Source organism: Paenibacillus planticolens (genome assembly GCF_013141725.1).
GTDB classification, from domain to species: Bacteria; Bacillota; Bacilli; order Paenibacillales; family NBRC-103111; genus Paenibacillus_E; species Paenibacillus_E planticolens.
In genome coordinates, this window is record NZ_WHNZ01000015.1 from 17,107 (window position 1) to 42,946 (window position 25,840).

General features: G+C 49.2%; 28 protein-coding genes and 1 riboswitch. Of the genes, 23 read left to right on the forward strand and 5 right to left on the reverse strand.

Features of this window, described 5'->3' with window-relative positions; all coding sequences use genetic code 11:
- Positions 1-238: 238 nt before the first annotated feature.
- Positions 239-1,033 carry a stalk domain-containing protein gene (locus GC097_RS34660; RefSeq protein ID WP_281364258.1) on the reverse strand — a complete coding sequence of 265 codons (795 nt, stop codon included), beginning with the start codon at positions 1,031-1,033 and terminating at the stop codon, positions 239-241.
- Positions 1,034-1,045: 12 nt separating this feature from the next.
- Positions 1,046-1,198: riboswitch (cyclic di-AMP (ydaO/yuaA leader) on the reverse strand.
- Positions 1,199-1,362: 164 nt separating this feature from the next.
- Between GC097_RS34660 and GC097_RS06310 the strand changes: the two genes are divergently transcribed.
- The 6 genes from GC097_RS06310 (at position 1,363) to lepB (ending at position 5,544) form a co-directional block, all read left to right on the forward strand.
- Complete coding sequence (locus GC097_RS06310; RefSeq protein ID WP_171682486.1) at positions 1,363-1,662, forward strand: LiaF transmembrane domain-containing protein; 300 nt, start codon at positions 1,363-1,365, stop codon at positions 1,660-1,662.
- Positions 1,663-1,696: 34 nt separating this feature from the next.
- Complete coding sequence (locus GC097_RS06315) at positions 1,697-2,329, forward strand: PspA/IM30 family protein (RefSeq protein ID WP_171682487.1); 633 nt, start codon at positions 1,697-1,699, stop codon at positions 2,327-2,329.
- Positions 2,330-2,518: 189 nt separating this feature from the next.
- Positions 2,519-3,181, forward strand: a complete 663-nt coding sequence (gene liaF, locus GC097_RS06320; RefSeq protein ID WP_171682488.1) for a cell wall-active antibiotics response protein LiaF — start codon at positions 2,519-2,521, stop codon at positions 3,179-3,181.
- A gap of 25 nt (positions 3,182-3,206) precedes the next feature.
- Positions 3,207-4,268, forward strand: a complete 1,062-nt coding sequence (locus GC097_RS06325) for a sensor histidine kinase (protein WP_171682489.1) — start codon at positions 3,207-3,209, stop codon at positions 4,266-4,268.
- A 53-nt stretch (positions 4,269-4,321) separates the two neighbouring features.
- Positions 4,322-4,969 carry a response regulator transcription factor gene (locus tag GC097_RS06330; RefSeq protein ID WP_216625674.1) on the forward strand — a complete coding sequence of 216 codons (648 nt, stop codon included), beginning with the start codon at positions 4,322-4,324 and terminating at the stop codon, positions 4,967-4,969.
- 26 nt (positions 4,970-4,995) lie between these two features.
- Positions 4,996-5,544: a signal peptidase I gene (gene lepB / locus GC097_RS06335; protein WP_171682490.1), complete on the forward strand. Its 549-nt coding sequence runs from the start codon at positions 4,996-4,998 to the stop codon at positions 5,542-5,544.
- 78 nt (positions 5,545-5,622) lie between these two features.
- Here lepB and GC097_RS06340 read toward each other — a convergent pair whose 3' ends face one another.
- Entirely contained in the window at positions 5,623-6,309 is a 687-nt protein-coding gene (locus tag GC097_RS06340) for a hypothetical protein (RefSeq protein WP_171682491.1), read from the reverse strand.
- 154 nt (positions 6,310-6,463) lie between these two features.
- On the opposite strand from GC097_RS06340, the gene GC097_RS06345 reads away from it, so the two are divergent.
- Positions 6,464-6,910, forward strand: coding sequence for a GNAT family N-acetyltransferase (locus tag GC097_RS06345; protein ID WP_171682492.1), 447 nt, complete (start codon positions 6,464-6,466; stop codon positions 6,908-6,910).
- A gap of 41 nt (positions 6,911-6,951) precedes the next feature.
- Here the strand turns inward: GC097_RS06345 and GC097_RS06350 are convergent, their stop codons facing one another.
- On the reverse strand, positions 6,952-7,317 hold the full coding sequence (locus tag GC097_RS06350; RefSeq protein ID WP_171682493.1) for a hypothetical protein: 366 nt from the start codon (positions 7,315-7,317) through the stop codon (positions 6,952-6,954).
- Positions 7,318-7,508: 191 nt separating this feature from the next.
- On the opposite strand from GC097_RS06350, the gene zwf reads away from it, so the two are divergent.
- The 4 genes from zwf to GC097_RS06370 all read left to right on the forward strand — a co-directional run bounded on the left by zwf (position 7,509) and on the right by GC097_RS06370 (position 12,855).
- Complete coding sequence (gene zwf / locus GC097_RS06355) at positions 7,509-9,044, forward strand: glucose-6-phosphate dehydrogenase (protein WP_171682494.1); 1,536 nt, start codon at positions 7,509-7,511, stop codon at positions 9,042-9,044.
- 104 nt (positions 9,045-9,148) lie between these two features.
- Positions 9,149-10,219: a metallophosphoesterase family protein gene (locus GC097_RS06360; RefSeq protein ID WP_171682495.1), complete on the forward strand. Its 1,071-nt coding sequence runs from the start codon at positions 9,149-9,151 to the stop codon at positions 10,217-10,219.
- A 57-nt stretch (positions 10,220-10,276) separates the two neighbouring features.
- On the forward strand, positions 10,277-11,860 hold the full coding sequence (locus tag GC097_RS06365; RefSeq protein ID WP_171682496.1) for a peptide chain release factor 3: 1,584 nt from the start codon (positions 10,277-10,279) through the stop codon (positions 11,858-11,860).
- Between the two features lie 203 nt (positions 11,861-12,063).
- Positions 12,064-12,855: a YheC/YheD family protein gene (locus tag GC097_RS06370; protein ID WP_246294002.1), complete on the forward strand. Its 792-nt coding sequence runs from the start codon at positions 12,064-12,066 to the stop codon at positions 12,853-12,855.
- Here the strand turns inward: GC097_RS06370 and GC097_RS06375 are convergent.
- Entirely contained in the window at positions 12,850-14,202 is a 1,353-nt protein-coding gene (locus tag GC097_RS06375) for a putative bifunctional diguanylate cyclase/phosphodiesterase (RefSeq protein ID WP_171682497.1), read from the reverse strand. The genes GC097_RS06370 and GC097_RS06375 overlap by 6 nt on opposite strands.
- A 262-nt stretch (positions 14,203-14,464) precedes the next feature.
- Between GC097_RS06375 and GC097_RS06380 the strand changes: the two genes are divergently transcribed.
- From GC097_RS06380 to GC097_RS06400, 5 genes are all read left to right on the forward strand, one after another.
- Entirely contained in the window at positions 14,465-15,496 is a 1,032-nt protein-coding gene (locus GC097_RS06380; RefSeq protein ID WP_171682498.1) for a LacI family DNA-binding transcriptional regulator, read from the forward strand.
- A 55-nt stretch (positions 15,497-15,551) separates the two neighbouring features.
- Positions 15,552-16,712, forward strand: a complete 1,161-nt coding sequence (locus GC097_RS06385; RefSeq protein WP_171682499.1) for a Gfo/Idh/MocA family protein — start codon at positions 15,552-15,554, stop codon at positions 16,710-16,712.
- Positions 16,713-16,748: 36 nt separating this feature from the next.
- Positions 16,749-17,378 (forward strand): ThuA domain-containing protein, encoded by a 630-nt coding sequence (locus GC097_RS06390; RefSeq protein ID WP_171682500.1) that lies wholly within the window; start codon positions 16,749-16,751, stop codon positions 17,376-17,378.
- Between the two features lie 21 nt (positions 17,379-17,399).
- Positions 17,400-18,494 carry a Gfo/Idh/MocA family protein gene (locus GC097_RS06395; protein WP_171682501.1) on the forward strand — a complete coding sequence of 365 codons (1,095 nt, stop codon included), beginning with the start codon at positions 17,400-17,402 and terminating at the stop codon, positions 18,492-18,494.
- A 72-nt stretch (positions 18,495-18,566) separates the two neighbouring features.
- Positions 18,567-19,295, forward strand: a complete 729-nt coding sequence (locus GC097_RS06400) for an MtnX-like HAD-IB family phosphatase (protein WP_171682502.1) — start codon at positions 18,567-18,569, stop codon at positions 19,293-19,295.
- Between the two features lie 56 nt (positions 19,296-19,351).
- Here the strand turns inward: GC097_RS06400 and sspI are convergent, their stop codons facing one another.
- Complete coding sequence (sspI, locus tag GC097_RS06405; RefSeq protein ID WP_127453137.1) at positions 19,352-19,555, reverse strand: small acid-soluble spore protein SspI; 204 nt, start codon at positions 19,553-19,555, stop codon at positions 19,352-19,354.
- A gap of 165 nt (positions 19,556-19,720) precedes the next feature.
- On the opposite strand from sspI, the gene GC097_RS06410 reads away from it, so the two are divergent.
- The 7 genes from GC097_RS06410 to GC097_RS06440 all read left to right on the forward strand — a co-directional run bounded on the left by GC097_RS06410 (position 19,721) and on the right by GC097_RS06440 (position 25,817).
- Positions 19,721-20,380 (forward strand): potassium channel family protein, encoded by a 660-nt coding sequence (locus GC097_RS06410; RefSeq protein WP_171682503.1) that lies wholly within the window; start codon positions 19,721-19,723, stop codon positions 20,378-20,380.
- An 8-nt stretch (positions 20,381-20,388) separates the two neighbouring features.
- Positions 20,389-21,183 (forward strand): TrmH family RNA methyltransferase, encoded by a 795-nt coding sequence (locus tag GC097_RS06415; protein ID WP_171682504.1) that lies wholly within the window; start codon positions 20,389-20,391, stop codon positions 21,181-21,183.
- A 375-nt stretch (positions 21,184-21,558) separates the two neighbouring features.
- Positions 21,559-22,539: an aldo/keto reductase gene (locus GC097_RS06420; protein ID WP_171682505.1), complete on the forward strand. Its 981-nt coding sequence runs from the start codon at positions 21,559-21,561 to the stop codon at positions 22,537-22,539.
- Positions 22,540-22,565: 26 nt separating this feature from the next.
- Positions 22,566-22,976 (forward strand): MerR family transcriptional regulator, encoded by a 411-nt coding sequence (locus GC097_RS06425; protein ID WP_171682506.1) that lies wholly within the window; start codon positions 22,566-22,568, stop codon positions 22,974-22,976.
- Between the two features lie 105 nt (positions 22,977-23,081).
- The gene (locus tag GC097_RS06430) at positions 23,082-23,786 is read left to right on the forward strand and encodes a response regulator transcription factor (protein ID WP_171682507.1); all 705 of its coding nucleotides are present in this window, start codon (positions 23,082-23,084) and stop codon (positions 23,784-23,786) included.
- A gap of 4 nt (positions 23,787-23,790) precedes the next feature.
- Entirely contained in the window at positions 23,791-25,173 is a 1,383-nt protein-coding gene (locus tag GC097_RS34140) for a sensor histidine kinase (protein WP_171682508.1), read from the forward strand.
- A 203-nt stretch (positions 25,174-25,376) separates the two neighbouring features.
- On the forward strand, positions 25,377-25,817 hold the full coding sequence (locus GC097_RS06440) for a hypothetical protein (protein ID WP_312875622.1): 441 nt from the start codon (positions 25,377-25,379) through the stop codon (positions 25,815-25,817).
- The last annotated feature ends 23 nt before the right edge of the window (positions 25,818-25,840 follow it).

A 25,840-nucleotide genomic window follows, 5' to 3' on the forward strand; every position in this document is an offset into this window, starting at 1 on the left:
ATAAGACCCACCAGTTCCCCTTTGTCACCCGAAATTCAGCTTTTCGCCGAAATAAGGGAACAGAGTTCCCTAAAATCAGGCGGATCTCAAGTTAATCCGGTATCAAGTTGATTACTAGTTGAAGGTAAGGGTTGGATGAAGCAAGTTTTTTCGATGAGTAGGTGTATTGGGAAGCTTGTTCTGAAATTCGGGCTAGAGCAAAGATATTGGCTAGCAAACATAAAAAGACCCGTGATCATCACGGGTTCAGTTTATATACTTTTACGGTTTGGAAGCCAAAGGAACGTAAGGATTGCTTGGAGCCTGGAACGTAGATATCAACACGGTTGCCTTTGATGGAGCTGCCTGTGTCTGTTGCGTACGCGTACATGCCGCCTTTAGGAAGGCCGTTAAAATCATAACCTTCTATATAGAGCTTAGATCCAAGTGGAATGACCGATGGATCTACAGCCACGGTTCCGATTTTTAGTGGATTACCCATGTAATCCATTGCTCCAAAGCCACCGTTCTCAGCTGGATCTGCCGAATAGGCAGTGGACTCAAATAACGCATAATCCGGCGCGTGGTAATTGCCATCCTTGCTTAGAATCGCTAATTTGCTGTTTGCGTCCCAGTGAACGGGAATGTCAGCAGCATTGCTTAGGAAACGAAGAGGCACGTACACACGCCCGTTTTGGAACTCGGCATGTGTGTCCATCTCGACAGGTGTGCTGTCAATTTGGGCTTCTTTTTGACCTGAAACCAATGTAATGGAATGTTTGTCGTTGTTCAGTGTAACTTTGATTTGGTTGCCTTCTTGTTCCCATTGTACGTCATAACCCAGCTTCTCTGTTACAAAACGGATCGGTACTTGTGTGGAATGGTTGTCATCCAGAAAAGGCTGAGCATCGGGAAATTGAACCAGGTCATCGTTGACTTGCACTTTCACGTCCATACTCGCGGCGGCATGAGCATGCGCCGTAAATGGGGAAAGAAAGCCCCCTGCCAAAACTGTGGCGGACACAGCAAGGCAAGCTAACCCTTTAGTTAACATATGCAATTGGTAATCCTCCTTCAAATGAGCCTCCGAGGTTAGTTGACGGGTTCGGGAAGAAGGTTCTCCCTAGTCTGCTCGGTGTACCGAGCAAATATTCACCCCATGTAAATCGTCCCCCGTACCGGCACTTTGTCTGTGCGCCGGACTCGGCTTCAAATATTTTATCATTGATAGACTGCGAGGAACAACGCCCAAAATATGGATAGGAGTCTTAGCGCGTACTGGACTTAGGTCTAGGTACAAAAACAGTCGGGAGTCCGTTTTGGCAGAAAACCTTTTCGGCTACGATAGAAGCATCAAGATTACGCGAAGGGCGGTTGCGGTAAATGAGCATGAACCGATCGAAAAGTTGGGCCTTAATTTTAATAGCTGTAGGCTTTCTCATCCTTATGCATAAAGTTGGCATGCATTTTCATTTCATGGGGATGCTGGTTCCCGTGGCTATGGTAGGGCTCGGTTATGTGGGGATAAGAAACGGGAAGAAGATTGGTTGGGTTATTTTCGGAATTGGCGCTTTGGTATTAATTACGAAGTTGTCAGGTCTAATCGCAATTGGTTTTGCTTTGTGGTTAATGTACTACGGCTATTGTTTGCTGAAGAAACAAAACGATTCGGCGCAATTCTAACGATAATCGATAGGAAGTTAAGGGGTGTGGCATAATGAGCGTATTCAATCGGATTGGTAAAATGGCGGAGATCGCCTGGCAAGAGGCAGCGAGCAAGCTGGACCTGCATGAACGGGGAGGCAGCCGTTCCAATACGCCGTCTCCGGGCGTCGCCGAGCTGGAACAGCGCTACCAGGAGGCGCTGCAGCGAACGATCGAGCTGCGCAGGCAAAGCGTCAGCGCCGAGGAAATGGCGCATCTGCGCGCCGAGCAGGCGGAGCTGGCCATGCGCGCCGGCGATGAAGAGCTAGCGCGGCTTGCGCTGCAAGAGAAGCTGCGCGAGGAAGCAGCTTGCGAGCAGTACCGCACGCAGTACGCGAGTAGCCAGGACGTCTGCCTGGCGCTCGCAGACGAGCTTGCGGCGCTGCGTGCCGGGCGCGCATCAGGAACCGGACAGCCGCGGAGCGGGATGTCCAAGGAAGAAGCTCGCGACGCATGGCGCGAGCTGGAAACGACCGGCCGCGAGCTCGGCCGGGAAGCGCTGCAGGGCCTCCGCGTCGCGGGGCGCGTGTCGCGCGAGACGCTGAAGGAGGCCGGCGGCAACCTACAGCAGGAGCTGCGCAAGCTCCAGCAGGATTGGGGCCGCCAGTGCTCCAGCGAAGAGAAAGAGGCGCGCGGCAAGAAATAGCCGGCGCGCCAACAGGCAGGCTGCGCGGGGAATGCTTGCCGCGCAGCCTGTGGCTTATGCCTCCGCCTTCATGCGAAATCCTTGCCGGGCAAGGATTTGCATCGATTTGCGTCTTGGAGGCTGTCCATTCTTATGGTATGCTAGGAATCTATATGAACGAATTATTCGGCAGCCAGAGGAGGTGCAGCGATGGGAGAAGAAACCAAAAACAACCGCAACCGGAATACAGCTCTAGTGCTGATTGGCGCCGGTCTTTTTTTGCTTCTGGATCATACGATAGGCTTTTTCCCCATTCTTGCGATCATCCTCGTCTTGCTGGGCATCCATCGGGTCCGCTCCCGCAAAGAGCGTAAAGGCTTTGTGCTCATCGGCGTGGGGGCTGTGATTCTGTTTGGCGATCATATTACGATCGTTTTCGCGATCGTGTTGATTTCGCTAGGATTCTTTTTCATACGTTCCAAGCAAGTGCATAAAGATGAAACCTACATTCAGAAGCAGAAGCTGATGGATAGCGTACGTCTGGGGCGTGAGCCTTGGATCATGCGCAATAGCTCGACGTGGTACATTATTGGAGAGACCTATATTGATCTCTCGCTCGCGATTTTGGAGCAAAAAGAAACGACATTCATCCTGCAAGGCGTTGTAGGAGATGTTGATATTAAGGTACCGGATGATATCGGGGTTTCGGTTGCGTCTTCGGTCACTTTCGGCCAAATTCAGGTCGCGAGTGAGCGAGAGTCGGGTGTAATGAACAAATTGCATTGGCAGTCGTCCAATTATGATAGCTGCGATCACCGTGTGAAACTAGTGCTTTCTTTTATCGTAGGAGATATTAAAATCAAAGTGATGTAAGGATCCGGAGGAGGTTCAGCGCATATTGGACGGCTATAAACGAAGATTAACGAACATGATATGGCGCAGTATGGCTGAATCGATTGTTTTTAGTTTTTTTGTATTTGGCGCTATCATTTATTTTATGAATTCACGCGATTTGATCACCCCCTTCACGAGCTGGCAGGAGGGTGTGAAATTTGTTTTTATGGCGATTGTCATCATCGGCGGGATTGGCGCCGGTTACGGTTATTGGAACAGCTCACGGATTACACGCCGCCTGGAGCCGCTCATGGAAACGATGATTTTGCTGGAAAAAGGGACATTCGCCCGCGAAGGGTTTCAGAACGGCGAAGACGAAATCGGACGACTGGGCGAACAGTTGGGGCGCATTATGAAACGGTGGGAAGAGCAGGTTACTTCGCTGCAGCGTTTATCCAACAATAACGCCGAGCTTGCGGAAAAGGCGAAGCTGTCGGCTGTTATTGAAGAAAGGCAGCGGTTGGCGCGGGAGCTCCATGATGCCGTCAGCCAGCAACTGTTCGCGATCTCCATGACCGCTACGGCCGTTGGCCGGACGTTGGACAAGGACTTTGAGAAGGCCAAACGGCAAATTCATTTGATCGAGGAGATGGCCTCCGTTGCGCAATCGGAGATGAGAGCGCTGCTGCTGCATTTAAGGCCGATCCACTTGGAAGGGAAACGATTATCCGAAGGGCTTGTAGAGCTTCTTAAAGAGCTGTCGGCTAAGGTGCCGATGGCGATTACATGGGATATGGACGAAGAGATTCGTTTAAATAAAGGAATTGAGGACCACTTATTCCGTATCGTACAGGAGGCGCTCTCCAATGCTTTGCGTCATTCCAAAGCGAACAAGCTGGAGGTTAAGCTGCTGCACCGCCCCGACGGCGTCCGGTTGGCGATACGGGATGACGGTGTCGGGTTTGAATTGGATGCGAAGAAGCTTACCTCTTACGGCATCGTATCCATGAAGGAGCGGGTTAACGAAATTGGCGGCTCCGTTGATATTATTACAGCGCCTGATCGGGGAACGCGCATCGAGATTCGCGTTCCAATTCTGGCTACGGATGCTGCGGAAATCGGATAGCGGTTGTGAATTGGAAGGGATACAAACAGTTTTGCTGACGAGAGGAGAAGCAAATGGACGATACCTTGATTAAGGTCTTGCTAGTCGATGATCATGAAATGGTAAGGATCGGACTTGCCGCCGTTCTGGGAACGGAGGATGGCATTGAAGTGGTCGGTGAAGCCAGCAATGGACACGACGGGATTCGGTTGGCTCAGGAGTACCGGCCGGATGTCGTGTTGATGGATTTAGTCATGGAAGGCATGGATGGGATCGAAACGACCCGGAAACTGCTGCAGCTCTATCCGGAATGTAAAGTCATTGTGTTGACTAGCTTCTTGGATGATGAGAAAATGTATCCAGTGATTGAAGCTGGTGCCTTTAGTTATTTGCTCAAGACATCGCGCGCTTCTGAAATTGCCCAAGCGATTAGAGCCGCGGCCAAAGGGCAGTCCATTCTGGAGTCGCAGGTGGCCTCTAAGATTATGAACCGTTTCAGGCAGCCTAAGGCGGCAGCGCAGCCGCATGAGGAGCTCACCGATCGGGAGATGGAAGTCCTGCGCTTGATTGCCAAAGGGAAGTCAAACCAGGAGTTGGCGGATGAATTATTTATCGGTGTGAAAACAGTGAAATTTCACGTCACGAACGTACTCGCCAAGCTTGGTGTGGAAGACCGGACGCAAGCGGCGATTTATGCCTTTAAGCACGGCTTGGCTGAGTAGCAACAAGGTACAAGGGAGCGATAAGGATGAACTTTTTAAAGCAAGTGTGGAGCTGGTTCGGTTCCATTGCCATTTCTTTTATTTTAGTCGTATTTCTTGGCGTTTTCGTGTTCCAGTCGACGAAAGTAATGGGACATTCTATGGACCCGACGCTGCACGACAGTCAGCGCGTTTACGTATCGAAGCTTTCTCATACGTTTAATTATGAGCCCGATTATGGGGATATTGTGATTATTGACTCTAGGGTGGAAATGAAGCGGACGTTCAAGAACGACCTGCTCGACAGCCCGCTGCTCAGCTTATTTACCAAAGGCGATGACAAGCATGTCTGGATCAAACGTGTGATTGGGAAGCCTGGGGATCATTTGGAGATGAAAGACGATAAATTGTACCGCAATGGCCAACTGTTGGACGAGCCGTATTTGAATGAAGCGATGAGAGCGAACGGAAACAAGCAGTGGACGGTTCCGGAGGATCACGTTTTCGTGATGGGAGATAACCGGAATAACAGTATGGACAGCCGAGTCATTGGATACGTTCCGCTCGATCATGTCCTAGGGAAGAAACTATTCTAAAAAAAAGCGGCCCTATGGGTGAGCATGCAGGTGCATAAGCTCACGCAGGAGGGTCGCTTTTTTGGTTGAGCAGAAGGTTCACATCAGCGTATCAAGCAGCATTCCACTCATCGGAACCGGCAGATAGGCTTGCAGCTTTGAGCGGTATTGACCGTAAGGTTTCAGGTCAGAGCTGGACATTTGGAATAACGCCTCGGACGGTAATTGCTGAATCTCGCCAAGTGTAGCAGCCAAGGAAGCGGCGAAGCCGGTTAAGCTGTCGAGGCTTTTTCGAAAGGAACCCGAAAGGCTGCTGAGTTGGCCTTGCAGCTCGTCTTCGTGGAGTTCGAGGCGGCCATCATCCAGCTTGACGATCCCGATTTCTTTCAGCGAATAGGGTTTGGCAGCCTGCTCCAGTCCGGTAAGAAGAGAGCGATTCATATACGAAGGCGACTCCTGCAAAGAGGTCTGAAGTTGATTATATGTATCTACAAACTCACGAATAGGCTCTAAGATGGTTTCACGATTGTTGTCAGCCGGTCTTGCCATGACCAAGGATTGAGCGGAGGCTTTGGCGCTTTGCGCCGTTTGAACGAATCCGGCTACCCCTTGGGCTGCTGATTTAGCGAATTTCTGATAGGGTGAGCCCTCAAAAGGCAGGTCCAGGGGCACACGAACCGTAGTTGATTTGCCGCCGGCGATGCCGCGGACACCGCTAACCCGGTAATAATCCTTGTGGGTTTGGTAGCTATTTACTGCCGTTATTGGTGGATAAGCATAGAACATATCAATCACCTCTTTTTCGCTTAAGTCTAGTATAGCATTCGTGGGAATTGGGGTAAATTGGTACTTGTCACAATGAATTAGAGCAAGGAGCTGAGTCATTTCTGCGCGGACCGACATAAGATAGCATTATTGCTTCTTGTGGAGGCGATGCCGCATGATTCGCAAACGGTTAGCTGCAAATGACGATCGGGCGATTCATCGTTTGGTTGTTGAACAGTTAGTCCCCTTTTCCAGACTATATCAGTCAGGCACTTCGATCACATTTTCAGAAATTCGCAAGCGGCTGAACCACAACAAAACATTTGTGGCAGCTAAAGGATATAAACAGCCTTACGGCTTCATTTCGGTCTTTCGCAAATCGAACGTGCTGTTCGTCGATATGTTGGCCGTTGATTCCCGTGAGCAGGGGAGAGGTATGGGAAAAGAGCTTATGAAAGCGGCGGAGGACTACGGCAAAAGCGAGCGCTGTCGCACCGCAGAGCTCTTTGTTGATGACAGTAATCCCAAAGCCATTGGTTTCTACTTAAGCAAAGGGTATGAAATCCAGGAGTATTTCTCCGAATTAAGCTGCTACAAGATGAGAAAGAAGCTTACCAGGTGAAACAAGGGCTGCAGATGAGTAAGTCATCAGCAGCCTCTTCTTCATTCGCTAAACATAGCGGCAACCCGGTCGAGCGGAATATCGACAGCTCTCGGTTGAGCAGGGGCTGGACCGCCGAAAATTGGCGTTCCGAAGAAGTTTAATGGCTCAAGCGCCGGATTTGGGCTGGACGCTTCTGTTTCCGCCACTTTAACATTTTTCGTTCTGGTTTTTGTCTTAGCTTTGGCTTTTTTCTTGGATGTCGTTGAATTCAGATTCGGGCGAGCCTCGTCATTCAGAATGAGCGTATTATTCTCAAAACGGCTCAATACTCCGAAAAATTGTGAGCCATCGTTAAGAAAAAGAAGGACTGGCTTCCCGTACAGGCTTTTGCAGGCTTTTTCGGTGATAGGATGAATGGGCTGCATAAGGATTTTGGCACCTCCGTATTTGTATGTACTGTAGCCTATTCGCGAGGCTGTGCTTCGGTATAGACGAATGTCTAGTTTTTTATAAGAAATTGTTATCAGAGAAAGTTCTCAGAAAAGTTGAATAGCTTGACAATTTTAGGTATGCTAAGCATATTAACTAATTCTAATAAAGAAAGAATGATGCATAGATGAGTGGAGCTGTGTTTTATATTTTCGGGGCAACTGGCGATTTGGCTAAAAGAAAGCTATTTCCAGCTTTCTACAGCTTGTATCGTGAAGGGAAATTAGGAGAAAATTTTGCAGTTGTCGGTTTGGCTCGCAGACCGCGGACGAATGAACAATTTCGTGATGATGTGAAGCATTCCATCCAAGAGTTCGCCCGTTACAAAATTACGGACGATGCGGAATGGGCGCGCTTTGCCCAGCGTTTCGAATACATGTCGCTGGACATCAATAACGTTGCCGGCTTCCATGAGCTGAATGTTTTATCCGCAAGGCTGGATGAGCAATACCAAACAGGTGGAAACCGTTTATTCTACCTGGCTTTGGCGCCGGAGCTGTTCGGCAATGTGTCTTACAATTTAAGCGAAGGCGGCTTGCTTCAAACCAAAGGCTGGCATCGTCTTGTCATCGAGAAGCCATTCGGCTACGATCTGCCGTCGGCTGAGCTTTTGAACGGTCAGCTCCGCCAAGTGTTCGAGGAGAAAGATATTTACCGCATCGATCATTACCTCGGCAAAGAAATGGTGCAAAATATTGAGTTTGTGCGTTTCGCTAACGCCTTCTTCGAGCCGCTATGGAATAATAAATACATAGCAAACATTCAAATTACGTTAAGTGAAACCGTCGGTGTCGAAGAGCGTGGCGGTTATTACGACCACTCCGGCGCCCTGCGCGATATGGGGCAGAACCATATGCTGCAGATGCTGATGATGATGGCCATGGAGCCGCCTAGCCGCCTGCATCCGGAAGATATCCGCGATGAGAAGGTTAAGGTGCTGCGTTCCTTGCGTTTATTCGAAAACGGCGATGACGTTCGGGCGAATGTTGTTCGCGGTCAATATGCAAGCGGTTCGAGCAAAGGTAAAGCTTTAGCGGCTTACCGCGAAGAAGATTCGGTGAATCCGCAATCGACGACAGAAACGTATTTCGCTGCCCGCGTTCACGTCGATAACTTCCGCTGGGCTGGAGTGCCTTTCTACATCCGGACAGGGAAAAGGCTGCCGGTCAAAACAACAGAGGTCGTTGTTGAATTCAAGAACATTCCGAACAATGTTTATTTGGCCAAAAAGCATGTGATGGAGCCGAATCTGCTTGTATTCCGCGTAAATCCGATGGAAGGCATTTATTTGAAAATGAATGCGAAGCAGCCTGGATCCGAAGGCGTAATCGTTCCGGTTGCGATGGATTTCTGCCAAAGCTGCCAAATCGGCATTAATACGCCGGAAGCTTACGAGCGTTTGCTGTATGATGCGGCGCGCGGAGATTCTACGTATTTCACACGTTGGGATGAAGTAGCTCTTGCTTGGTCTTACGTGGATCGCATCGCTGCGGCATGGAATGAGAGAACGGATGATCTTAAGCAGTATCCTGCCGGCTCTTGGGGACCTGAAGAGGCGACGAAGCTGCTAACGGACGACGGTTTCAAGTGGTGGCCGATCAACGGTCAAAACGAAGGCGAAGTCGATTGGGAAGCCATTCAGAAAACAACGGTCTTAACTTAAGCATACGTGCATAACGTCCAATAGGCGGCTGACGCCTATTGGATTTTTTGTGGTATAATAGAACTTACGGAGTAAATCCTTACTATTATACTTGAGGTGCGTACATGTCGCGAAGAGCTTTTATAAGATGGCTGCTTGCAATCGGGGCTGCATTGGTTGGTTTAAGCGCTTTTTTTAGTCAAATGGTGAAGAAAAAGTTTATGGCGGAGGATCAGCCTGCTTTGTCTTCCGAAAACCCTGAGCCCTCTCAAGCTGCAGCGCAACCTTCGGCCGAACCGCTGCCGACAGGCCCGTTGATGTCCTATTTTATACTAAGCGATCTTCATATCAGCGTTGGCGATCCACTGACCGGTAAGAAATTGCGTCAGGCACTTGATGATATTACGCATTTCGACGGCCCTGTTGATGCCATTATGTTAACAGGCGATTTGACGGATTCGGGAACGGAACGAGATTATAAGGAGCTGCGTACCATTGTAAATGAGTATAAACTTCCGCCTGTTCATGCGAACATGGGAAATCACGACTATTACACGATCTGGATCAATAAAGCGAACAACTGGGATCAAGCGGCCGTGCCGAACGGTAAAAGCGATGAGGTCAGCCGGGAGCAGTTCAAGAAATTTTTCGGCTACAAGACGCTCTATAATGATTTTACGACAAAAGGCCACTCCATTCTGCTGCTTTCCCAAGAAGCCTACGTGCAGGAGAGGCCGGAGGTCGGCGAGGGAGCATGGTATTCTGATGAGCAGCTAGCCTGGTTCAAAGAACGGGTTAAAGCGCTGTATCAGCCGGGCAGACCTCTGTTCGTGATGACGCATCAACCGCTGCCGCCGAACGGTACGGATGGGGGAACTCACCAATTAATCCGCGCGATCCAGTTCCGCGAGACACTGAAGCCATATAAGAATGTGTTCGTCTTCTGCGGACACCGCCATCAAGATTTCCAGAATGGGACTCCGCATTATGTGCAGGAAACATTCCATTATTTCCATAATGCCTCGGTCGGCAGAACGCTGAACCGTGCATACCAGCAGGAAGCCAAAAATAAAGCTCAGGGTATCTATGTGCAAGTATTTGCCGATAAGGTTGTCGTTCGCGGCAGGGAGTTCAGCAACCGAACGTTCCTTGAGGAAGCGAATTGGAGTATCGATTTGCAGAAAGCCCAGGCTTAATCAATAAGCAGCAACCAGCACTACCCATGTAAAAGAAGAAGGGAATTAAACGAACAGATGACTACGCAACTCACAAAGCTCCTCGAAACGGAAGTCGCTAAGCGACGTACGTTCGCGATTATTTCTCACCCGGATGCGGGTAAAACAACCTTGACCGAAAAACTGCTCTTATTCGGAGGCGCCATTCGCTTAGCCGGAACTGTCAAAGGGCGCAAAGCGAGCAAACACGCAACGTCCGACTGGATGGAAATTGAAAAGCAGCGCGGAATCTCCGTCACGTCCAGTGTGATGCAGTTCGACTACGAAGGTCACAGAGTTAACATTTTGGATACGCCCGGTCACCAAGATTTCAGTGAGGATACGTACCGGACACTCACTGCCGCCGATAGCGCGGTGATGTTGATTGACGTGGCCAAAGGGGTAGAAACACAGACCAAGAAGCTATTCCAGGTTTGCCGGATGCGCGGCATTCCGATCTTCACGTTTATTAACAAATTGGACCGTGAGGGCCGCGATCCGTTCGAGCTTCTAGAAGAGCTGGAAGAAGTACTCGGCATTCGATCCTATCCGATGAACTGGCCGATTGGGTCAGGCAAGCAATTCTGCGGCGTATATGATCGCGGCAAGTCGCAGCTGGAGCTGTATAACGGCGAGGATCACAGAGAAATTGAAGTGCGCAAGGTCGAAGGGGTAGAAGATCCGCTTGTCCGTCAAATTGCCGGTGAATTCTTGCATCAGCAACTATGCAATGACATTGAGCTGCTAGATGTAGCCGGAGATCCGTTCGATATGGAGAAGGTGCTAAAAGGCGAGCTTACGCCAGTGTTTTTCGGTAGTGCCGTGAACAATTTCGGTGTGCAGACTTTCTTGGAGAACTTCCTTCAGCTTGCGCCGAAACCGGAGCCGCGCAACAGCACGGCAGGCGTAATCGAGCCTACGAAGGAGAAATTCTCGGGCTACGTTTTCAAAATTCAGGCGAATATGAACCCGGCTCACCGTGACCGCGTTGCGTTTCTTCGAATCGTATCCGGAAAATTCGAGCGCGGCATGGCCGTTAAGCATGTCCGCATGGGCAAAGATATCAAGCTGGCTCAGCCGCAGCAGTTTTTGGCACAGGACCGCGATATCGTGGAACAAGCGTTTCCTGGCGATATCATCGGCTTGTTCGACCCGGGTATATTCCGTATCGGAGATTCCCTGAGCGAAGGGGAAGAGATCGTGTTTGACGAGCTGCCAACGTTCTCACCTGAGCTGTTCAGCAAGGTTTCGATCAAAAATGCGCTGAAGCAAAAGCAGTTCCTCAAAGGAATCGATCAATTGACGGAAGAAGGCATGATCCAAGTGTTTACGACGTTCGGCTTCGAAGATATGATTCTGGGCGTCGTCGGCCAATTGCAGTTCGAGGTGCTAGAGCACCGAATGAGATCGGAATATGGCGTAGACATTCAACTGCAGCGCCAGAACTATCAGTTCGCGCGTTGGATTATCGATGAGAAGATCGATCCGGGTAAATTCCGTATTAATTCACAGCTTGTGAAGGATAAAAAAGGGAATTATGTCGGGTTGTTCGAAAGCGAATATGCGCTGAGATCTTCCATGGAGAAGAATCCGAATGCGCAGTTTTTAACGAGTGCTCCATAATGCTGTAATGCGTAGAAGAGACTGTATGCCAGAGTAAAATCTGGCGTGCAGTCTCTTCTTTATTGGTCGTTTATCCATGGTTGCCGATGAACGGTTTGCTTCATACAATAAGTACGGGTTATGAATGAAGGTCAGACAGCTCAGTTGGCAGGCCACAGCGCGATCACTGTCCGGCTTCTATAGACTAAAGCAGGAGGGAAAGCATGAGAATGATCCTAAAGAAACGGACTAAAATCAGATATTCCCGTTATGTCACGAGCAAAATTGGCAAAACCAAAGCGGTGGAGGCTAATGTTTCCCTAAAGGAATATGTGCCAACGACAAAATGGATGACGTCAGAGACGCTGAAGCAAATGCTGAATCAGCATAAAATGGTATACATCAAGCCCAATGTCGGCATGTTCGGTAACGGTGTGATCCGTGTGGAAATGTCGGAGGGCGGGGGAGAAATCATGCCCTATTCCTATCAGTTGGGCGTCAATTTGAAACGGTTCAAAACGTTCGACGATATGTATGCCTCAATTATTAAGAAAACAGGAAAAAAACAGTACCTGGTCCAAAAAGGAATTCACCTGCTGAAATATAGAGGGAACCGCTTCGACTTGCGGATTATGGTGCAGCAATCGCCGCGCCGGTCTTGGGAAACAACAGGCGTGATCGGAAGAGTGGCACATCCTAGCAAAATCGTTACGAATTTTCACAGTGGGGGAACTTTGAAGCCTGTGGATACGCTGCTGCACAGTTATTTGTCTGCCGGAGAGCGGGATCAATATATCCAAAAGCTGCATGTACTCGGGATGCGTGTGGCTAAAGCGATTCATGCCAAATATCGGGGCGTTAAGGAAATCGGGGTGGATGTCGCCCTGGACAAAGAGCTCCATCCATGGATTCTTGAAGTCAATACGAGTCCGGATCCTTATATTTTCCGCAGACTGCGGGATAAGCGCATTTTCTCGAAAATACAGAGGTACGGCAGAGCAAACGGCCGGTTATGATATCATAACCGGCCTGTTGTCATACCTGTGAAAGCTGCGCTCAATTTCGTATACTGAAACCGGCGGACTTAAGAGATAGCCTTGAATCGTCGTACAGGTAGTTTCTCGCAAGATTTCAAGCTGGCTCAACTCTTCTACGCCTTCTGCAACCACTTGCACGTTAAGGGCGTGACCAAGGTGAATAATCGCGTTGGTAATCGCCAGATCATCTTTATTGCTATGTATATTTTTCACGAAAGAACGGTCTATTTTTAAACAGTGGATAGGAAAATGCTTCAAATAATTCAATGAGGAGTAGCCGATTCCGAAATCATCGATCGAGATGGAAATACCTTTATTGCAAAGTTTTTCCAATATAGCTACAGTAGTATCCATGTTTTGCATGATGGAGCTTTCCGTAATTTCGAATTCCAGATATGCGGGATCGATGCCGGTCTGTTCAATGATTTGAATGGCTTTATCCGAAAAGGCTTCATCCTGAAACTGGCAGGGCGAAATATTGACGGCAACCTGGTAGTCTAAAATACCAGCTTCAAGCCATCTCACTTTCTGGAGGCAAGCCTCGCGGAGCACCCATTCGCCGAGCGGCAGAATCAAACCGCTTTCTTCTGCAAGCGGAATGAACTCGTTCGGGGGAATCATGCCGAGATTCGGATGGTTCCATCGTACTAAAGCTTCCAGGCAGATGATTTTGCCGGTAGAGAGTTCAAGACGCGGCTGATAGTACAAGATGAGCTGATTTTCTAAAATAGCCTTGCGCAGCTCGGTTTCCATCTCCATGGAGCGAGCAGGAGATGTGCTAAGCATGGAATGGTATGTGACGAGCTTATTTTTGCCGGTATGTTTGGCGGCTTGAAGGGCTTGATCGGCTTGCTTCAACGCCTGTTCAACGGTAGCGGGCGACAATGCCACAGCACTCATGCCCATACTGACGTTAATGTAACATTCGTGCTCATGGATCATAAACGGCCGATGAAAGAGCTGCTCAATCTGCTGTATGATTTGGGACAACTGTTCCTGATGGACGGCGTGCAGGACCAGCACGAATTCATCATCCCCTGATTGAACGAGGAGGGAGCAATTAGGTACTGACTGCAAGCGGGAGGCGACCTCCGATAGCAGATAATCGCCGGCTTCGTAGCCGATTGAGAAATTGATTTGTTGAAAACGGTCAATATCCAGGATAAGAACGGTTTGAATTTGGGCGTTGCGCACAGCTCGGCTGTGACTTCGAACGGCTTTATTGATTAATACTTGAAGGTGACTTCGAGTCGCTTTTTTCGTGCTCCGCAGAGCACCGATCGTTCTCGATGAGGCCAAGTGAAAAAGGCGCCGGGCTACTTTCATTGCGATCACTCATTCCCACATCATAGTTGTCCATGTACCCTTAATCATAAAACGAAAGGCAAGGGATAGACAATATTATAAATTAGGACATTTTACAGAAATTAGTCGTTTTTTGCGTGATTCTTTGACTGAAAACCGACGTCTTTGTCGAAATGCGGCTCATATATTTTTTGTCCGCAACGTATTGACAGATTCGGTCCTTGAATGAGAAAATGTACGCGTGTACATAAAAGAATATATGAATAGAAATGGAGGCTTCTACATGGTGACTAGAAAAGAGGTTGCTGAATTAGCAGGAGTTTCCGAAGCGACTGTTTCCCGTGTATTTAATGGGCTCGGACCCATGAAGCCTGCTACCAAAACGCGCGTGCTGGAAGCGGCTAGCCGGCTGAATTACCATCCGAACGCCATCGCCCAAAGCTTTGCTCGAAGACGCAGTGGAAATTTAGGCGTGGTACTTCCTTATATGCCTAAGGTGCATCTTTTTTCAGCGTATTATTTCGCGGAAATATTAAGCGGCATCGGCGAGCAGGTAAGGGAGCAAGGGTACGACATGCTGTTGTCGCTGCTGAAACCGGACGAAAGCCTGGACTACACAAGGCTCTACCGGTCTCAGAAAGTGGATGCTTGTGTCATTCTGGGCGCAAGAGATACCCCGCAGCAGCGGGAATCGCTCCGGCAGCTGCAGGATCAAGGGCACCCGTTCTGCTTGGTGAATCAGCACTTTGAGGGTTTGGCCTTTCATGAGGTGGACGCCGATCACGTAGATGGCAGCTACCAGGCAGTTCGGCATTTGCAGGATGAGGGCTATCGGAAGATTGCCTTCTTGAACGGCTCGCCGGAGTATTCCAATTCCGGAGACAGACTTCAAGGCTATCTGAGTGCGATGCGCGATGCCGGGTTGGAGGTCCCTTCCGAGCTGCTGCTGGAAGGCAACTACAGCCGCAAAAGCGGCTACGAAGCGGCAGATCGGCTCTGGGCGCAGCGTGAGCAGGTAGAAGCGGTATTTGCCGCCAACGATCGCATGGCGATTGGTCTCATGCAAGGGCTCCGGGAAAAAGGTTGGGTGGCCGGGCGGGACTTCGCCGTTGTCGGATGCGATGATTCCGATGCCGCCAAACTGAGCGATCCGCCGTTAAGCAGTATTAATGTGCCTTTCTATGAGATGGGGAAAGAAGCGGCACGAGGTGTGCTGACACGCGTTATACAGGGGGAAAGCGCAAAGCCTTCCAATGTGAAGCTGCAGACACGTTTGGTTATTCGGCAATCATCCAAAAGCAGCACGATTTCATAGGTGAGTTATGACCGTGGATAAAGATCGATTATACGCTTAAGGAGGCTTTCTAAGTATGAAATCATTCAATGTCGGTATGGTCGGCTATAAATTTATGGGTAAGGCGCACAGTCATGCTTATAAAGATTTACATATGTTTTTCCCGCAGACGGCGGTGCCGAAAATGAAGCTCATCTGCGGACGCGATGAAAACGGTGTCAAAACGGCCGCCGAGCAGTTCGGCTGGGAAGGGTACGTGACGGATTGGCGCGAGCTGGTCACGCATCCGGATATCGACATTGTCGATATCAATGCGCCCAGCGACGCGCACAAGGAAATCGCGCTTGCTGCGGCAAAGGCCGGCAAGCATCTGTTCTGCGAGAAGCCGCTGGCGCTGACCCTTGCGGATGCAAGGGAGATGCTGGAGGCGGCTGAAGCAGCCGGGGTGAAGCACATGGTGGGCTTCAACTATCGTTTTGCTCCTGCGGTGCAGCTCGCGAAGAAGCTGGCCCTTAGCGGCCGCCTCGGCCAGATTTATCACTTCCGCGCCTGGTTCCTGCAGGACTGGATCGTAGATCCGACCTTCCCGCTGGTGTGGCGCTTGCAGAAGGAGATTGCCGGCTCCGGGTCGCATGGCGACTTGGGCGCGCATCTGATCGATCTGGCGCACTTCCTGGTCGGCGATATGACGGAAGTCATCGGCATGAGCGAGACATTCGTGAAGGAGCGTCCGCTGCCGAGCTCGATGACAGGGCTGAGCGCCAAAGGCAGCAAGGATGCGCCGCATGGACCGGTCACCGTCGATGACGCGACGCTGTTTATGGCGCGTTTTGCAAACGGTGCGCTGGGCAGCTTCGAGGCGACGCGTTTTGCACCGGGTCACCGGTGTACGAACTCTTTTGAAATTAATGGCAGTAAAGGCAGCGTGAAGTTTGATTTTGAGCGATTGAACGAGCTGCAGGTCTATTTTACAAGTGATGATGAGGATGTTCAGGGTTTCCGCCGTGTTCTGGCGACAGACGCGTCCCATGCGTACATGGATGCTTGGTGGCCGGCCGGACATACCATCGGATATGAGCATACGTTCGTGCACGAGGTTGTTGAGCTGATGAACGCTCTTGCAGAGGATCGTCAACCCCTTCCGAATTTCGTGGACGGCGTGAAGTGTCAAGAGGTGCTGGAAGCCGTGGATCAATCCATTGAGCAGCGCCGTTGGGTGAAAATCAGCGAGGTTTAAGGTTTTATCCTACAAGGGGAGAGGGGCTCTTACATAATGAGTAAACAAGCATTGATTGTCTGGGGCGGCTGGGATGGTCATCAACCGGAAGAAGTGGCAGGCATTTTTGCCGGGTTATTGCGTGAGGAAGGCTATGGCGTGGAGGTATCCGATACGCTGGACAGTTTTAAAGATGCGGAGCGCTTGAAGGGTATCGATCTTATTGTTCCGGTATGGACGATGGGGAAAATCGAGAAAGAGCAGCTGACGCCACTGCTTGAAGCGGTCAAAGAGGGCGGAACCGGGATTGCCGGCTGCCACGGCGGAATGGCTGATTCCTTCCGGAATGAAGTCGAATATCAGTACATGGTCGGCGGTCAATGGGTCGCTCATCCGGGGAATGAAGGTGTTACCTATACCGTGCGGATTAAGGATCGTGAGCATTCTTTGACGGAGGGTATGGAAGATTTTGTCGTTGTCTCCGAAAAATATTACATGCATGTTGATCCCGTTATTCAGGTTCATGCAGTCACTGATTTCGGCGATGTGGAGATGCCGGTCGTTTGGACCAAAACCTATGGCGCAGGCAAGGTATATTACAACTCGCTTGGCCATCAAGCGAACATTGTACGGATGCCGGAAACACTTGAGCTTATGCGGCGCGGTCTGCTGTGGGCAACACGCTAACGAAGAGGGGGAGACGGGAAGATGAATAAGATGAAGGTTGGCATTATCGGTTGCGGAAATATTAGTGCAGTTTATATGAAAAATATTCCAAGCTTTGCGCATTTGGAACTGATTGCTTGCGCGGATATTGACGTGGACAGAGCGAAGGCACGGGCGGAGGAGTATGGGATTCCACATGCGTATACGGTTCAGGAGCTTTTGAACGATGCGAATATTGACATTGTCATCAATCTGACGATTCCGGGTGCACATGCCGAGGTCTGCCTTCAAGTTTTGGAAGCAGGCAAGCACGTGTATGTGGAGAAACCGCTCGCTGTAACCCGCGAAGAGGGCTTGCGCATTCTGGAAGCGGCGCGCCGCAAGGGATTGCTGGTCGGCAGCGCGCCGGATACGTTCCTCGGCGGAGGTATTCAAACGTGCGTGAAGCTGATCAATGACGGGTGGATCGGGACGCCGATTGCCGCAACGGCATTCATGATGAGCAAAGGCCATGAGCATTGGCACCCGGATCCTGAGTTTTACTATGCCAAAGGCGGCGGCCCGATGTTCGATATGGGACCCTACTACCTGACAGCGTTAGTAGCTTTGCTGGGACCTATTCGCCGCGTAACGGGCTCGACTGGGGTTAGCTTCCCGGAGCGGACGATTAAGAGCGAGAAAAAACGCGGACAGAAGATCACGGTCGAAACGCCAACGCATATTGCGGGCGTGCTTGATTTCCATAGCGGCGCAATTGCAACGCTGGTCACGAGCTTCGACATTATGGGCGGCACGCAGCTGCCGAACATTGAAATCTACGGCAGCCACGGCTCCCTGCGCGTCCCGGATCCGAACACATTTGGCGGTCAGGTGATGATCCGTAAAAATGGTTCGGACTGGGAACCGATCCCTCTGTCCCATGGTTACAAAGAGAACCATCGCGGGTTGGGCGTTGCGGCCATGGCTCAAGCGCTAATCAGCGGCGAAAGTACAGCGCATCGTGCGAATGGTGAGCTGGCCTACCATGTGCTTGAGGCGATGCATGGCTTCCACGATGCATCGAACGAAGGCAAGCATTACGTGATGCAGAGCAGCTGCGAAAAGCCAGCCCCGCTGCTGCCTGATTCCGTGCTATAATGATCGTAATTGCATCCTCCTCTTTGTTTAGAGGGGGATTTTTTGTTTTGACAGATAGGGAGGATGTCAGGAATGCCAAAAATAGCGGTCGTAACCGATTTTGACGGAACGTTGATGGAGCAGGACGTGGGGGATGAATTGATGCTCGCCATGGATGTGTTGACTCAGCCTCAAGTGGTGGAGGCCTCGCGGCTTTTTGGTGCGAAAAAGGCAGGTTCTCTGGCCTGGATCAACGCCGCTTACCCGTTGCTTGAGGGCCGGCAGGAGCAGGTAGACCGGGTGCTTGAGCGTGTGAGTTTACGGGACGGGGCGCAGCGCTTTATCGATTTCTGTGAGCAGAAAGAAGTGCCGGTTACGGTGCTCAGCGACGGTATGCAATACTATATTGAGCGGATCTTAAGCCGCGAGCAAGTGAAGGTTAGTCAAGTGATCGCGAACCCGATAAATTATTTGCCGGACGGACAGTTTCAGTTTGGCGTGCAAAATTCGAATGAGGCGTGCAAATGGTGCGGCTGCTGCAAAGCAAGCGTTGTGAAGCAGTTAAAAGAGGATGGCTGGCAGGTCATTTATATCGGAGATGGCAGCAGCGATTACTATGGATCCGGATTTGCCGATTGGATATTCGCCAGGGCTAGTCTTGCCGGGTATTTGATGGAGGAAGGGACGCTTTTTTACCCATTTGAAACTTTCCATGATATTTTGAACGTGCTAAGTTCAAACTGGGAACGCTATGCAAATGGCACAGCAGACCGCCGTTTAAGCGGAAGATTTCCCGCTGCATGTACGTTTCCCGAAGCTTAGTTACCAGCTAAGGGATTGCGTGCAGCAGCCCCCTAGCCGACTGTGAATTCATGAGGTCAAGGCAAATGCCCTTTTAGAGTTTCGACAAGTTCATTTTGAATATTTGCTTCGCTATGCTGCCATATGATTTCGAAAAGTACGCCTAACCCCGGCAATACCCGTTCTTCGCCGCCGATGGAGTCTTCAATAATTTCTTGAAGCTCATCATTGGATTTATTTTGGACTCTCTGGACGATGGCCTGTCTTAATGTGATATTCATTCGTTCGTGGACCTCGCTTCCCTTTCGTTATCGATACTAATATGCGCAAGTTGATGCCGGTTCATCCTTCGCATTTCACCACCTTTTCCTTGTAAAGTGAGCCTGCAGGCCGCGAGTATGGTATAATTTTTAAATACATTGGGAAACTGGAGGAAACGTCAACCTATGAGAAAACAATTTGCCATTATCGGTATGGGAAGATTCGGGTCCAGCATTGCCAGAACGTTGTCACAATTAGATTTTGAGGTTATGGCTATCGATTCTCGTGAAGAGACGGTTCAAGAAATTTCAGCCATTGTTACGCACGCGGTACAAGCGGATTCAACGGATGAGGAAGCACTCAGAGCGCTCGGGATTCGTAATTTTGACGTTGTCGTGGTAGCGATTGGGGAGGATATTCAAGCTAGTATTTTGACTACTTTAATTCTTAAAGAAATGGGCATTCCTACGGTAGTTGTGAAAGCTGTGAACGATTTGCATGGCAAGGTGCTTAAGAAAATCGGCGCTGACAAGGTCGTTTATCCGGAAAGAGATATGGGGCAGCGCGTGGCGCATCACTTGATTTCCTCTAATATTGTTGATTATATAGAGTTGTCTGCGGATTACAGTATCGTGGAAATTCAAACTTCCCGCCATATGGTGGGCAAAAGCCTTAGAGAGCTTGATATTCGGGCCAAATACGGCTGCAATGTCATAGCCATTAAGCAAAATGATAAATTGATTATCCCGCCGAGCGCGGAAGAAATGCTTCGGTCCGATGATATTTTGGTCGTTGTCGGTAAAAATTCGAATCTTCAAACGTTTGAAGTGACTTTTGCAGAGTAGGTATAAAAATGACACATACGGAAATCATGTCTGTTCAAAATGCCCGCGTGAAAGAATGGGCACAGCTTTTGGAGCGTAAGGGTAGAGATAAGCAGGGGAAGTATATCATTGAGGGCCATCATCTCGTGGAGGAAGCGCTGCATGCCGGAGCTTCCGTCGAAACGATTATCTATAGCTTGGAAAAAGGCGTACCGGGTGGTCTTGCGGATCTTGCCACGCCGGGCGCGGTGGAATGGGTCGGCGTCAGCCAGGCGGTTCTGGCGAAATGCACGGATACGCAAACGCCGCAAGGCGTGCTGGCTATCGTGGCTCGACCGCAGCTCGGCATGGACGAGCTGCTCGCGGGCGAGCATGATCTTGTGGTGGTGCTGGACGGCGTTCAGGACCCCGGCAACCTCGGCACCATCATCCGCAGCGCGGATGCGGTAGGTGCCAAAGCGGTCGTGCTCGGCCGCGGCACGGTCGATCTGTACAATCCCAAGACGATCCGCTCGACGATGGGATCGATGTATCATCTGCCGATTGTGGAGGCAGATTTGGGGCTGCTGCTGCCGCGCGCGCGTGAGCGCGGCGTGCGGCTGGTGACCACGAGCCTGCAGGCGCAGCGCTCGTGCTACGACACGGACCTGCGGCAGCCGACGTGGCTGATTCTCGGCAACGAGGGCCGGGGCGTGTCGCCGGAAGTCGCTGCGCAGTCGGATGTGCAGGTGATCATCCCGATGCAGGGCAAGGCGGAGTCGCTGAACGTTGCGATGGCGGCGACGGTGCTGCTTTTTGAGGCTTCGCGGCAGCGGTTGATGTGACTGATGAAGGGGTGAGCGAGAGCTTGCTCCTTTTTTCATCTGGAGACGGCCAATCTTAATGCCTCGCAAACAGGTAGAGGGAGGGAACTACAGGGTGCTATTTTGCCCAAAATAGCGCTTGAGGCGAGGAAACGGGAACTAGGGTCCGCTATTCCCCTATTCTGAACAGATATGAGGATGATTGAGGTGGAATAAGACCCTGTAGTTCTCCTTCCCCTCCGAAATTCCGCTTTTCGCCTGAAATAAGGGAATGGAGTTCCCTTCGTTAGGCTGCGCCCCTCCTGTTGCCCGATATACCCTTGACTTGGAGTTAACTCCAAGGAGTAAACTACAGACGAAGGCAAAAATACCGAGTGGAAAGTGAGGAACAATCGAATGCAATATGTGAAACTTGGCAATACGGGCTTGGATGTATCTCGGCTTTGTCTTGGTTGTATGAGCTTTGGTGTAGCAGAGCGGTGGGTTCATCCCTGGGTACTTGATGAAGAGCGAAGCCGCCCTATTATAAAACAAGCTCTTGAGCTTGGCATCAATTTTTTTGATACGGCGAATGTGTATGCAGACGGAACAAGCGAGGAAATTGTCGGACGAGCTCTGAAGGATTATGCTAATCGTGATGAAATTGTCCTCGCGACAAAAGTTCATTTCCGTATGCACCAAGGTCCGAATGGCGCCGGTCTTTCCCGGAAGGCAATCATGAGTGAAATTGATAAGAGTCTTAAGCGATTAGGAACAGACTATGTAGACCTTTATCAAATTCATCGCTGGGATTACAATACGCCTATTGAAGAAACGATGGAAGCGCTGCATGATGTTGTGAAGGCTGGGAAGGCCAGATACATCGGCGCTTCTGCCATGTACGCTTGGCAGTTCCTAAAGGCATTGCATACAGCTGAAAAAAACGGGTGGACTCGATTTGTGTCCATGCAGAATCATTTAAACCTCATCTACCGTGAAGAAGAGAGGGAGATGCTGCCGCTTTGCAAGGCGGAGAAAATCGGTGTGATCCCTTATAGCCCGCTTGCATCAGGAAGATTGACGCGCGATTGGTCTGAATCAACGCATCGTTCCGAAACCGATCAAGTGCAGAAGTCTAAATACGATGCGACTGCAAGTACGGATCGATTGATTGTGGAGCGTGTTGCAGGCATAGCGGAAAAACGCGGCGTTCCCCGCGCTCAAATCGCACTTGCCTGGCTGCTGCAGAAAGAACCGGTAACAGCTCCCATTATCGGTGCTACGAAAATGTCCAATCTCGATGATGCAGCAGCTGCCCTTTCGATTACGTTAACATCCGAAGAAATTGCATCGCTGGAAGAGCCGTATGTTCCCCACGCGGTAATCGGTGCAGTTTGATAATCTGAAATTGGAGTTGAATCGGCATGTTGATAGCAGAAGTAAGTGAAAAATTTGATTTGTCACACGATACACTCCGCTATTATGAACGAATCGGCCTTATTCCACGTGTAAACCGTAATAAAAGCGGAATTAGGGATTATACCGAAGAAGACTGCAGGTGGGTTGAATTTATAAAATGCATGCGAGGCGTAGGTCTTCCAATTGAAATTTTGATTGAGTATGTCGGGTTGTTTCAGCAAGGTGATGGGACCATGGAGGCTAGAAAAGAACTGCTAAACGAGCAGCGCAAGCAGCTCATCATCAGAATGGAAGATATGAAGAAAGTGTTGGAACGGCTAGATGATAAAATTGTCAGATATGAACAGACTATAGTTGAAAAAGAAAAAACATTGAGTAGAATGGTTGTAAACGCTCATTCTTCTATTGACAAATAAATGTACTTAGCAGTACAAAGGATCTGAACCTCCCAAAGCTCTCGTTTAATATGGAGAGCTTTTTTGTGTTTTAGCATTGAAATTTTTAAGTTCTAGGAGGAAGTCATGGAAACTTTATATCGAAACGAAGTGCTCATTGTTGAAGACGATGACAATATTAGACGTTTTGTAGCGATTAATTTAGACAGAGCAGGATTTAAAGTCACCGAAGCTGCTTTAGGAGAACAGGCTTTGAAGAGCCTCGCTATAAGTCGGCCCGATGTTGTCGTTCTGGACATTATGCTGCCCGATATGGATGGGTTTGATTTTTGCAGGAAGCTAAGAGAAATCGATTCGGACATCGTCATTGTTTTTCTGACTGCACGTACACAAGATTTGGATAAGATTCGGGGGCTTGAGCTTGGTGCTGACGATTACATTGTAAAGCCTTTTAATCCGTTAGAGCTCGTAGCAAGAATCAGAACGGTATTGCGCCGTACCCAGAAAGTGGCGGAACCACAAAGAAAAATACTTCAAGCCGGCTCGATCCGCCTAGATTTGGATGCGAAGCTGTTATTTAAACATGACTGTGTCATTGAAGTAACACCGAAGGAATATCAAATGGTGAAAACCTTTATGGATAACCCTGATAAAGCTTTATCCAGAAATGAGCTATTGAACCTTGTTTGGGGAGAAGATTTTATGGGTGATACCAAAACCGTAGATGTTCATGTTCGAAAACTAAGGGAAAAAATTGAAGATGATTGCTCCAAGCCGAAGTTGATCGAAACGGTGTGGGGATTGGGGTACCGCTGGAAACAGGAGGTTTGAAGGGGTGAGTATTCAAAAAAGAGTAGTAGGAAGCTATTTCGTTATTATTCTAATTACGGTTGCCATTCTGGAATGTATGCTGATTGCTTTGGTGAACTTTTATTATTTTCACAATGTTGAACGCATCCTGATGAATCAAGCAGAGCTGTCCGCTTCTTTTTATCATCAATATTTTGCTGACGAAGATTTAGAGAAGCAGTCGGAACGCCTTTTGAGTGGATTTTCTCATAATTCCGCCGCGCAAGTCCAAATTATAAGTTCAACCGGACAACTTCTTCAAGACTCAACCGGACTTCTTACCAGTGAGAATATGCTCGAATATCAGGATGTGCAAGAGGCGTGCAGCGGAAAGGCCGGGACGTGGAGAGGCAATAACTCGTCAACCAACGAAGATATATTAGCGGTATCTTACCCGCTGCAAGCCAAGGATCGTACCGTGGGTGTTGTCAGGTTTGTGACCTCTTTAACGGAAACGGTGAAGACGGTTAACCAAGTTTCTGCGATCTTTATTGCAGTCGGACTTCTCGTTATTTTCATTGTAGCCATTCCCGGTATCTTTCTATCAAGAACGATTACGAGTTCAATCACGGAGCTTGAGCTGGCTGCACAAAAGATGGCGGAAGGGGACTTTTCCATAAAAGCTAATAAACGTTATCGGGACGAGCTTGGAGCGTTGGCAGATACATTCAATTCAATGGCGGCTAGGCTACGGCAAAATGAACAGATAAAAAACGATTTCATATCATCGGTTTCTCATGAGCTTCGTACGCCGTTAACGTCTATCAAAGGCTGGGTCGTAACCTTGCATTCGAGTGAGGGGGATGACAAGGCCATGCTTAAAGACGGACTTGAAATTATCGATACGGAAACGGACAGGTTAACCCGGATGGTAGATGAGCTGCTTGATTTTGCTAAATTGGACAACGGACGAATTGCCCTATCCTTTGCGCCGGTTCAGATTCAAGAATTACTTGGGCATATAGGAAAACAGCTTGCTCCCAGAGCAGCCCGGCAGAGCATTTCGTTAGACTTAGATATTGACGATACACTCCCTATCATTCAGGGCGACGAAAATCGGTTGAAACAGGTGTTAATTAATCTGATCGACAACTCACTAAAATTCACGGGACCAAATGGCAGCATTAAGATGTACGCTTACTCGAATCAACAGCAAATCATCATTGCCGTGGAGGATACGGGTTCGGGTATCGCGGAACAGGACTTGGCGAACGTATTTCAAAAGTTCTACAAAGGTAACATCCATGGAACCGGAAGCGGTTTGGGGTTATCCATATCCGAACAAATCATTAAATTGCACCACGGACAATTGAAAATTACCAGTAAGCTTGGAAAAGGAACGAGAGTTGAGATTTATCTTCCGAAATAAAGGGGATTAATTTTTACTTTTTCATAACCTTTTATTTTCCCTAAAAATATAAAATGGAACAGTACAATGATTTTCAAGGAGCAGAGAAGCGAATGTTCAGTAAATGGATTTGTACAGGGCTCATAACAATCTCATTATTGTGGATTAGCGGGTGTGGCATGCCTTCAACGCCCATGGATTTAATAAAATCTCCTTCCTCAGAAGTGAATATACAAAAGGATAATTTTAGTGCAATTCTCCAAAATTTATTGCCTAAAGGCGCCCGACTGTTAGCACCGGACGGCGGGAATACGGGCAGCGGCATTTTGTTCGGGGATGTGGATGGAGACGGCATCGATGAGGCAATGGTTGTTTATGAGGAGAATGTCACCAAGGACAAAATGCTTAAAGCGGCATTGCTGAAGCAGCATAACGAAGAGTGGCGAATCATTTGGGATGCAAAAGGTTTTGGTTATGGTTTGGATTACGCCGGATTGTCGGATGTTACGAATGACGGTCGACCCGAGATCATTCTGGGATGGTCCTTAGGCGCGGGAGAAAACGGATTGGATATCTATGAATGGAATAACGATACATTAAAGCTATGGACCAAGAAAGGGTATCAAGGACAACTTGATTTGGATAAAATTGCTAAGAAAATGTGAAATACAAGGAAACGGTTAATATG

Excerpts from the sequence above, each read along its gene's own strand:
- GC097_RS06375 (WP_171682497.1), bottom strand. The coding sequence starts at position 14,202 with ATGAAAGTAGCCCGGCGCCTTTTTCACTTGGCCTCATCGAGAACGATC.
- GC097_RS06350 (WP_171682493.1), bottom strand. The coding sequence starts at position 7,317 with ATGCAGCCCATTCATCCTATCACCGAAAAAGCCTGCAAAAGCCTGTAC.
- GC097_RS06410 (WP_171682503.1), top strand. The coding sequence starts at position 19,721 with ATGAGAAAACAATTTGCCATTATCGGTATGGGAAGATTCGGGTCCAGC.
- GC097_RS06425 (WP_171682506.1), top strand. The coding sequence starts at position 22,566 with ATGTTGATAGCAGAAGTAAGTGAAAAATTTGATTTGTCACACGATACA.
- GC097_RS06315 (WP_171682487.1), top strand. The coding sequence starts at position 1,697 with ATGAGCGTATTCAATCGGATTGGTAAAATGGCGGAGATCGCCTGGCAA.
- GC097_RS06345 (WP_171682492.1), top strand. The coding sequence starts at position 6,464 with ATGATTCGCAAACGGTTAGCTGCAAATGACGATCGGGCGATTCATCGT.
- GC097_RS34660 (WP_281364258.1), bottom strand. The coding sequence starts at position 1,033 with ATGTTAACTAAAGGGTTAGCTTGCCTTGCTGTGTCCGCCACAGTTTTG.
- GC097_RS06370 (WP_246294002.1), top strand. The coding sequence starts at position 12,064 with ATGAGAATGATCCTAAAGAAACGGACTAAAATCAGATATTCCCGTTAT.
- GC097_RS06365 (WP_171682496.1), top strand. The coding sequence starts at position 10,277 with ATGACTACGCAACTCACAAAGCTCCTCGAAACGGAAGTCGCTAAGCGA.
- GC097_RS06340 (WP_171682491.1), bottom strand. The coding sequence starts at position 6,309 with ATGTTCTATGCTTATCCACCAATAACGGCAGTAAATAGCTACCAAACC.
- GC097_RS06430 (WP_171682507.1), top strand. The coding sequence starts at position 23,082 with ATGGAAACTTTATATCGAAACGAAGTGCTCATTGTTGAAGACGATGAC.
- GC097_RS06385 (WP_171682499.1), top strand. The coding sequence starts at position 15,552 with ATGAAATCATTCAATGTCGGTATGGTCGGCTATAAATTTATGGGTAAG.
- GC097_RS06330 (WP_216625674.1), top strand. The coding sequence starts at position 4,322 with ATGGACGATACCTTGATTAAGGTCTTGCTAGTCGATGATCATGAAATG.
- GC097_RS06415 (WP_171682504.1), top strand. The coding sequence starts at position 20,389 with ATGACACATACGGAAATCATGTCTGTTCAAAATGCCCGCGTGAAAGAA.
- GC097_RS06310 (WP_171682486.1), top strand. The coding sequence starts at position 1,363 with ATGAGCATGAACCGATCGAAAAGTTGGGCCTTAATTTTAATAGCTGTA.
- GC097_RS06395 (WP_171682501.1), top strand. The coding sequence starts at position 17,400 with ATGAATAAGATGAAGGTTGGCATTATCGGTTGCGGAAATATTAGTGCA.
- GC097_RS06380 (WP_171682498.1), top strand. The coding sequence starts at position 14,465 with ATGGTGACTAGAAAAGAGGTTGCTGAATTAGCAGGAGTTTCCGAAGCG.
- sspI (WP_127453137.1), bottom strand. The coding sequence starts at position 19,555 with ATGAATATCACATTAAGACAGGCCATCGTCCAGAGAGTCCAAAATAAA.
- GC097_RS06360 (WP_171682495.1), top strand. The coding sequence starts at position 9,149 with ATGTCGCGAAGAGCTTTTATAAGATGGCTGCTTGCAATCGGGGCTGCA.
- liaF (WP_171682488.1), top strand. The coding sequence starts at position 2,519 with ATGGGAGAAGAAACCAAAAACAACCGCAACCGGAATACAGCTCTAGTG.
- GC097_RS06400 (WP_171682502.1), top strand. The coding sequence starts at position 18,567 with ATGCCAAAAATAGCGGTCGTAACCGATTTTGACGGAACGTTGATGGAG.
- GC097_RS06390 (WP_171682500.1), top strand. The coding sequence starts at position 16,749 with ATGAGTAAACAAGCATTGATTGTCTGGGGCGGCTGGGATGGTCATCAA.
- GC097_RS06420 (WP_171682505.1), top strand. The coding sequence starts at position 21,559 with ATGCAATATGTGAAACTTGGCAATACGGGCTTGGATGTATCTCGGCTT.
- lepB (WP_171682490.1), top strand. The coding sequence starts at position 4,996 with ATGAACTTTTTAAAGCAAGTGTGGAGCTGGTTCGGTTCCATTGCCATT.
- zwf (WP_171682494.1), top strand. The coding sequence starts at position 7,509 with ATGAGTGGAGCTGTGTTTTATATTTTCGGGGCAACTGGCGATTTGGCT.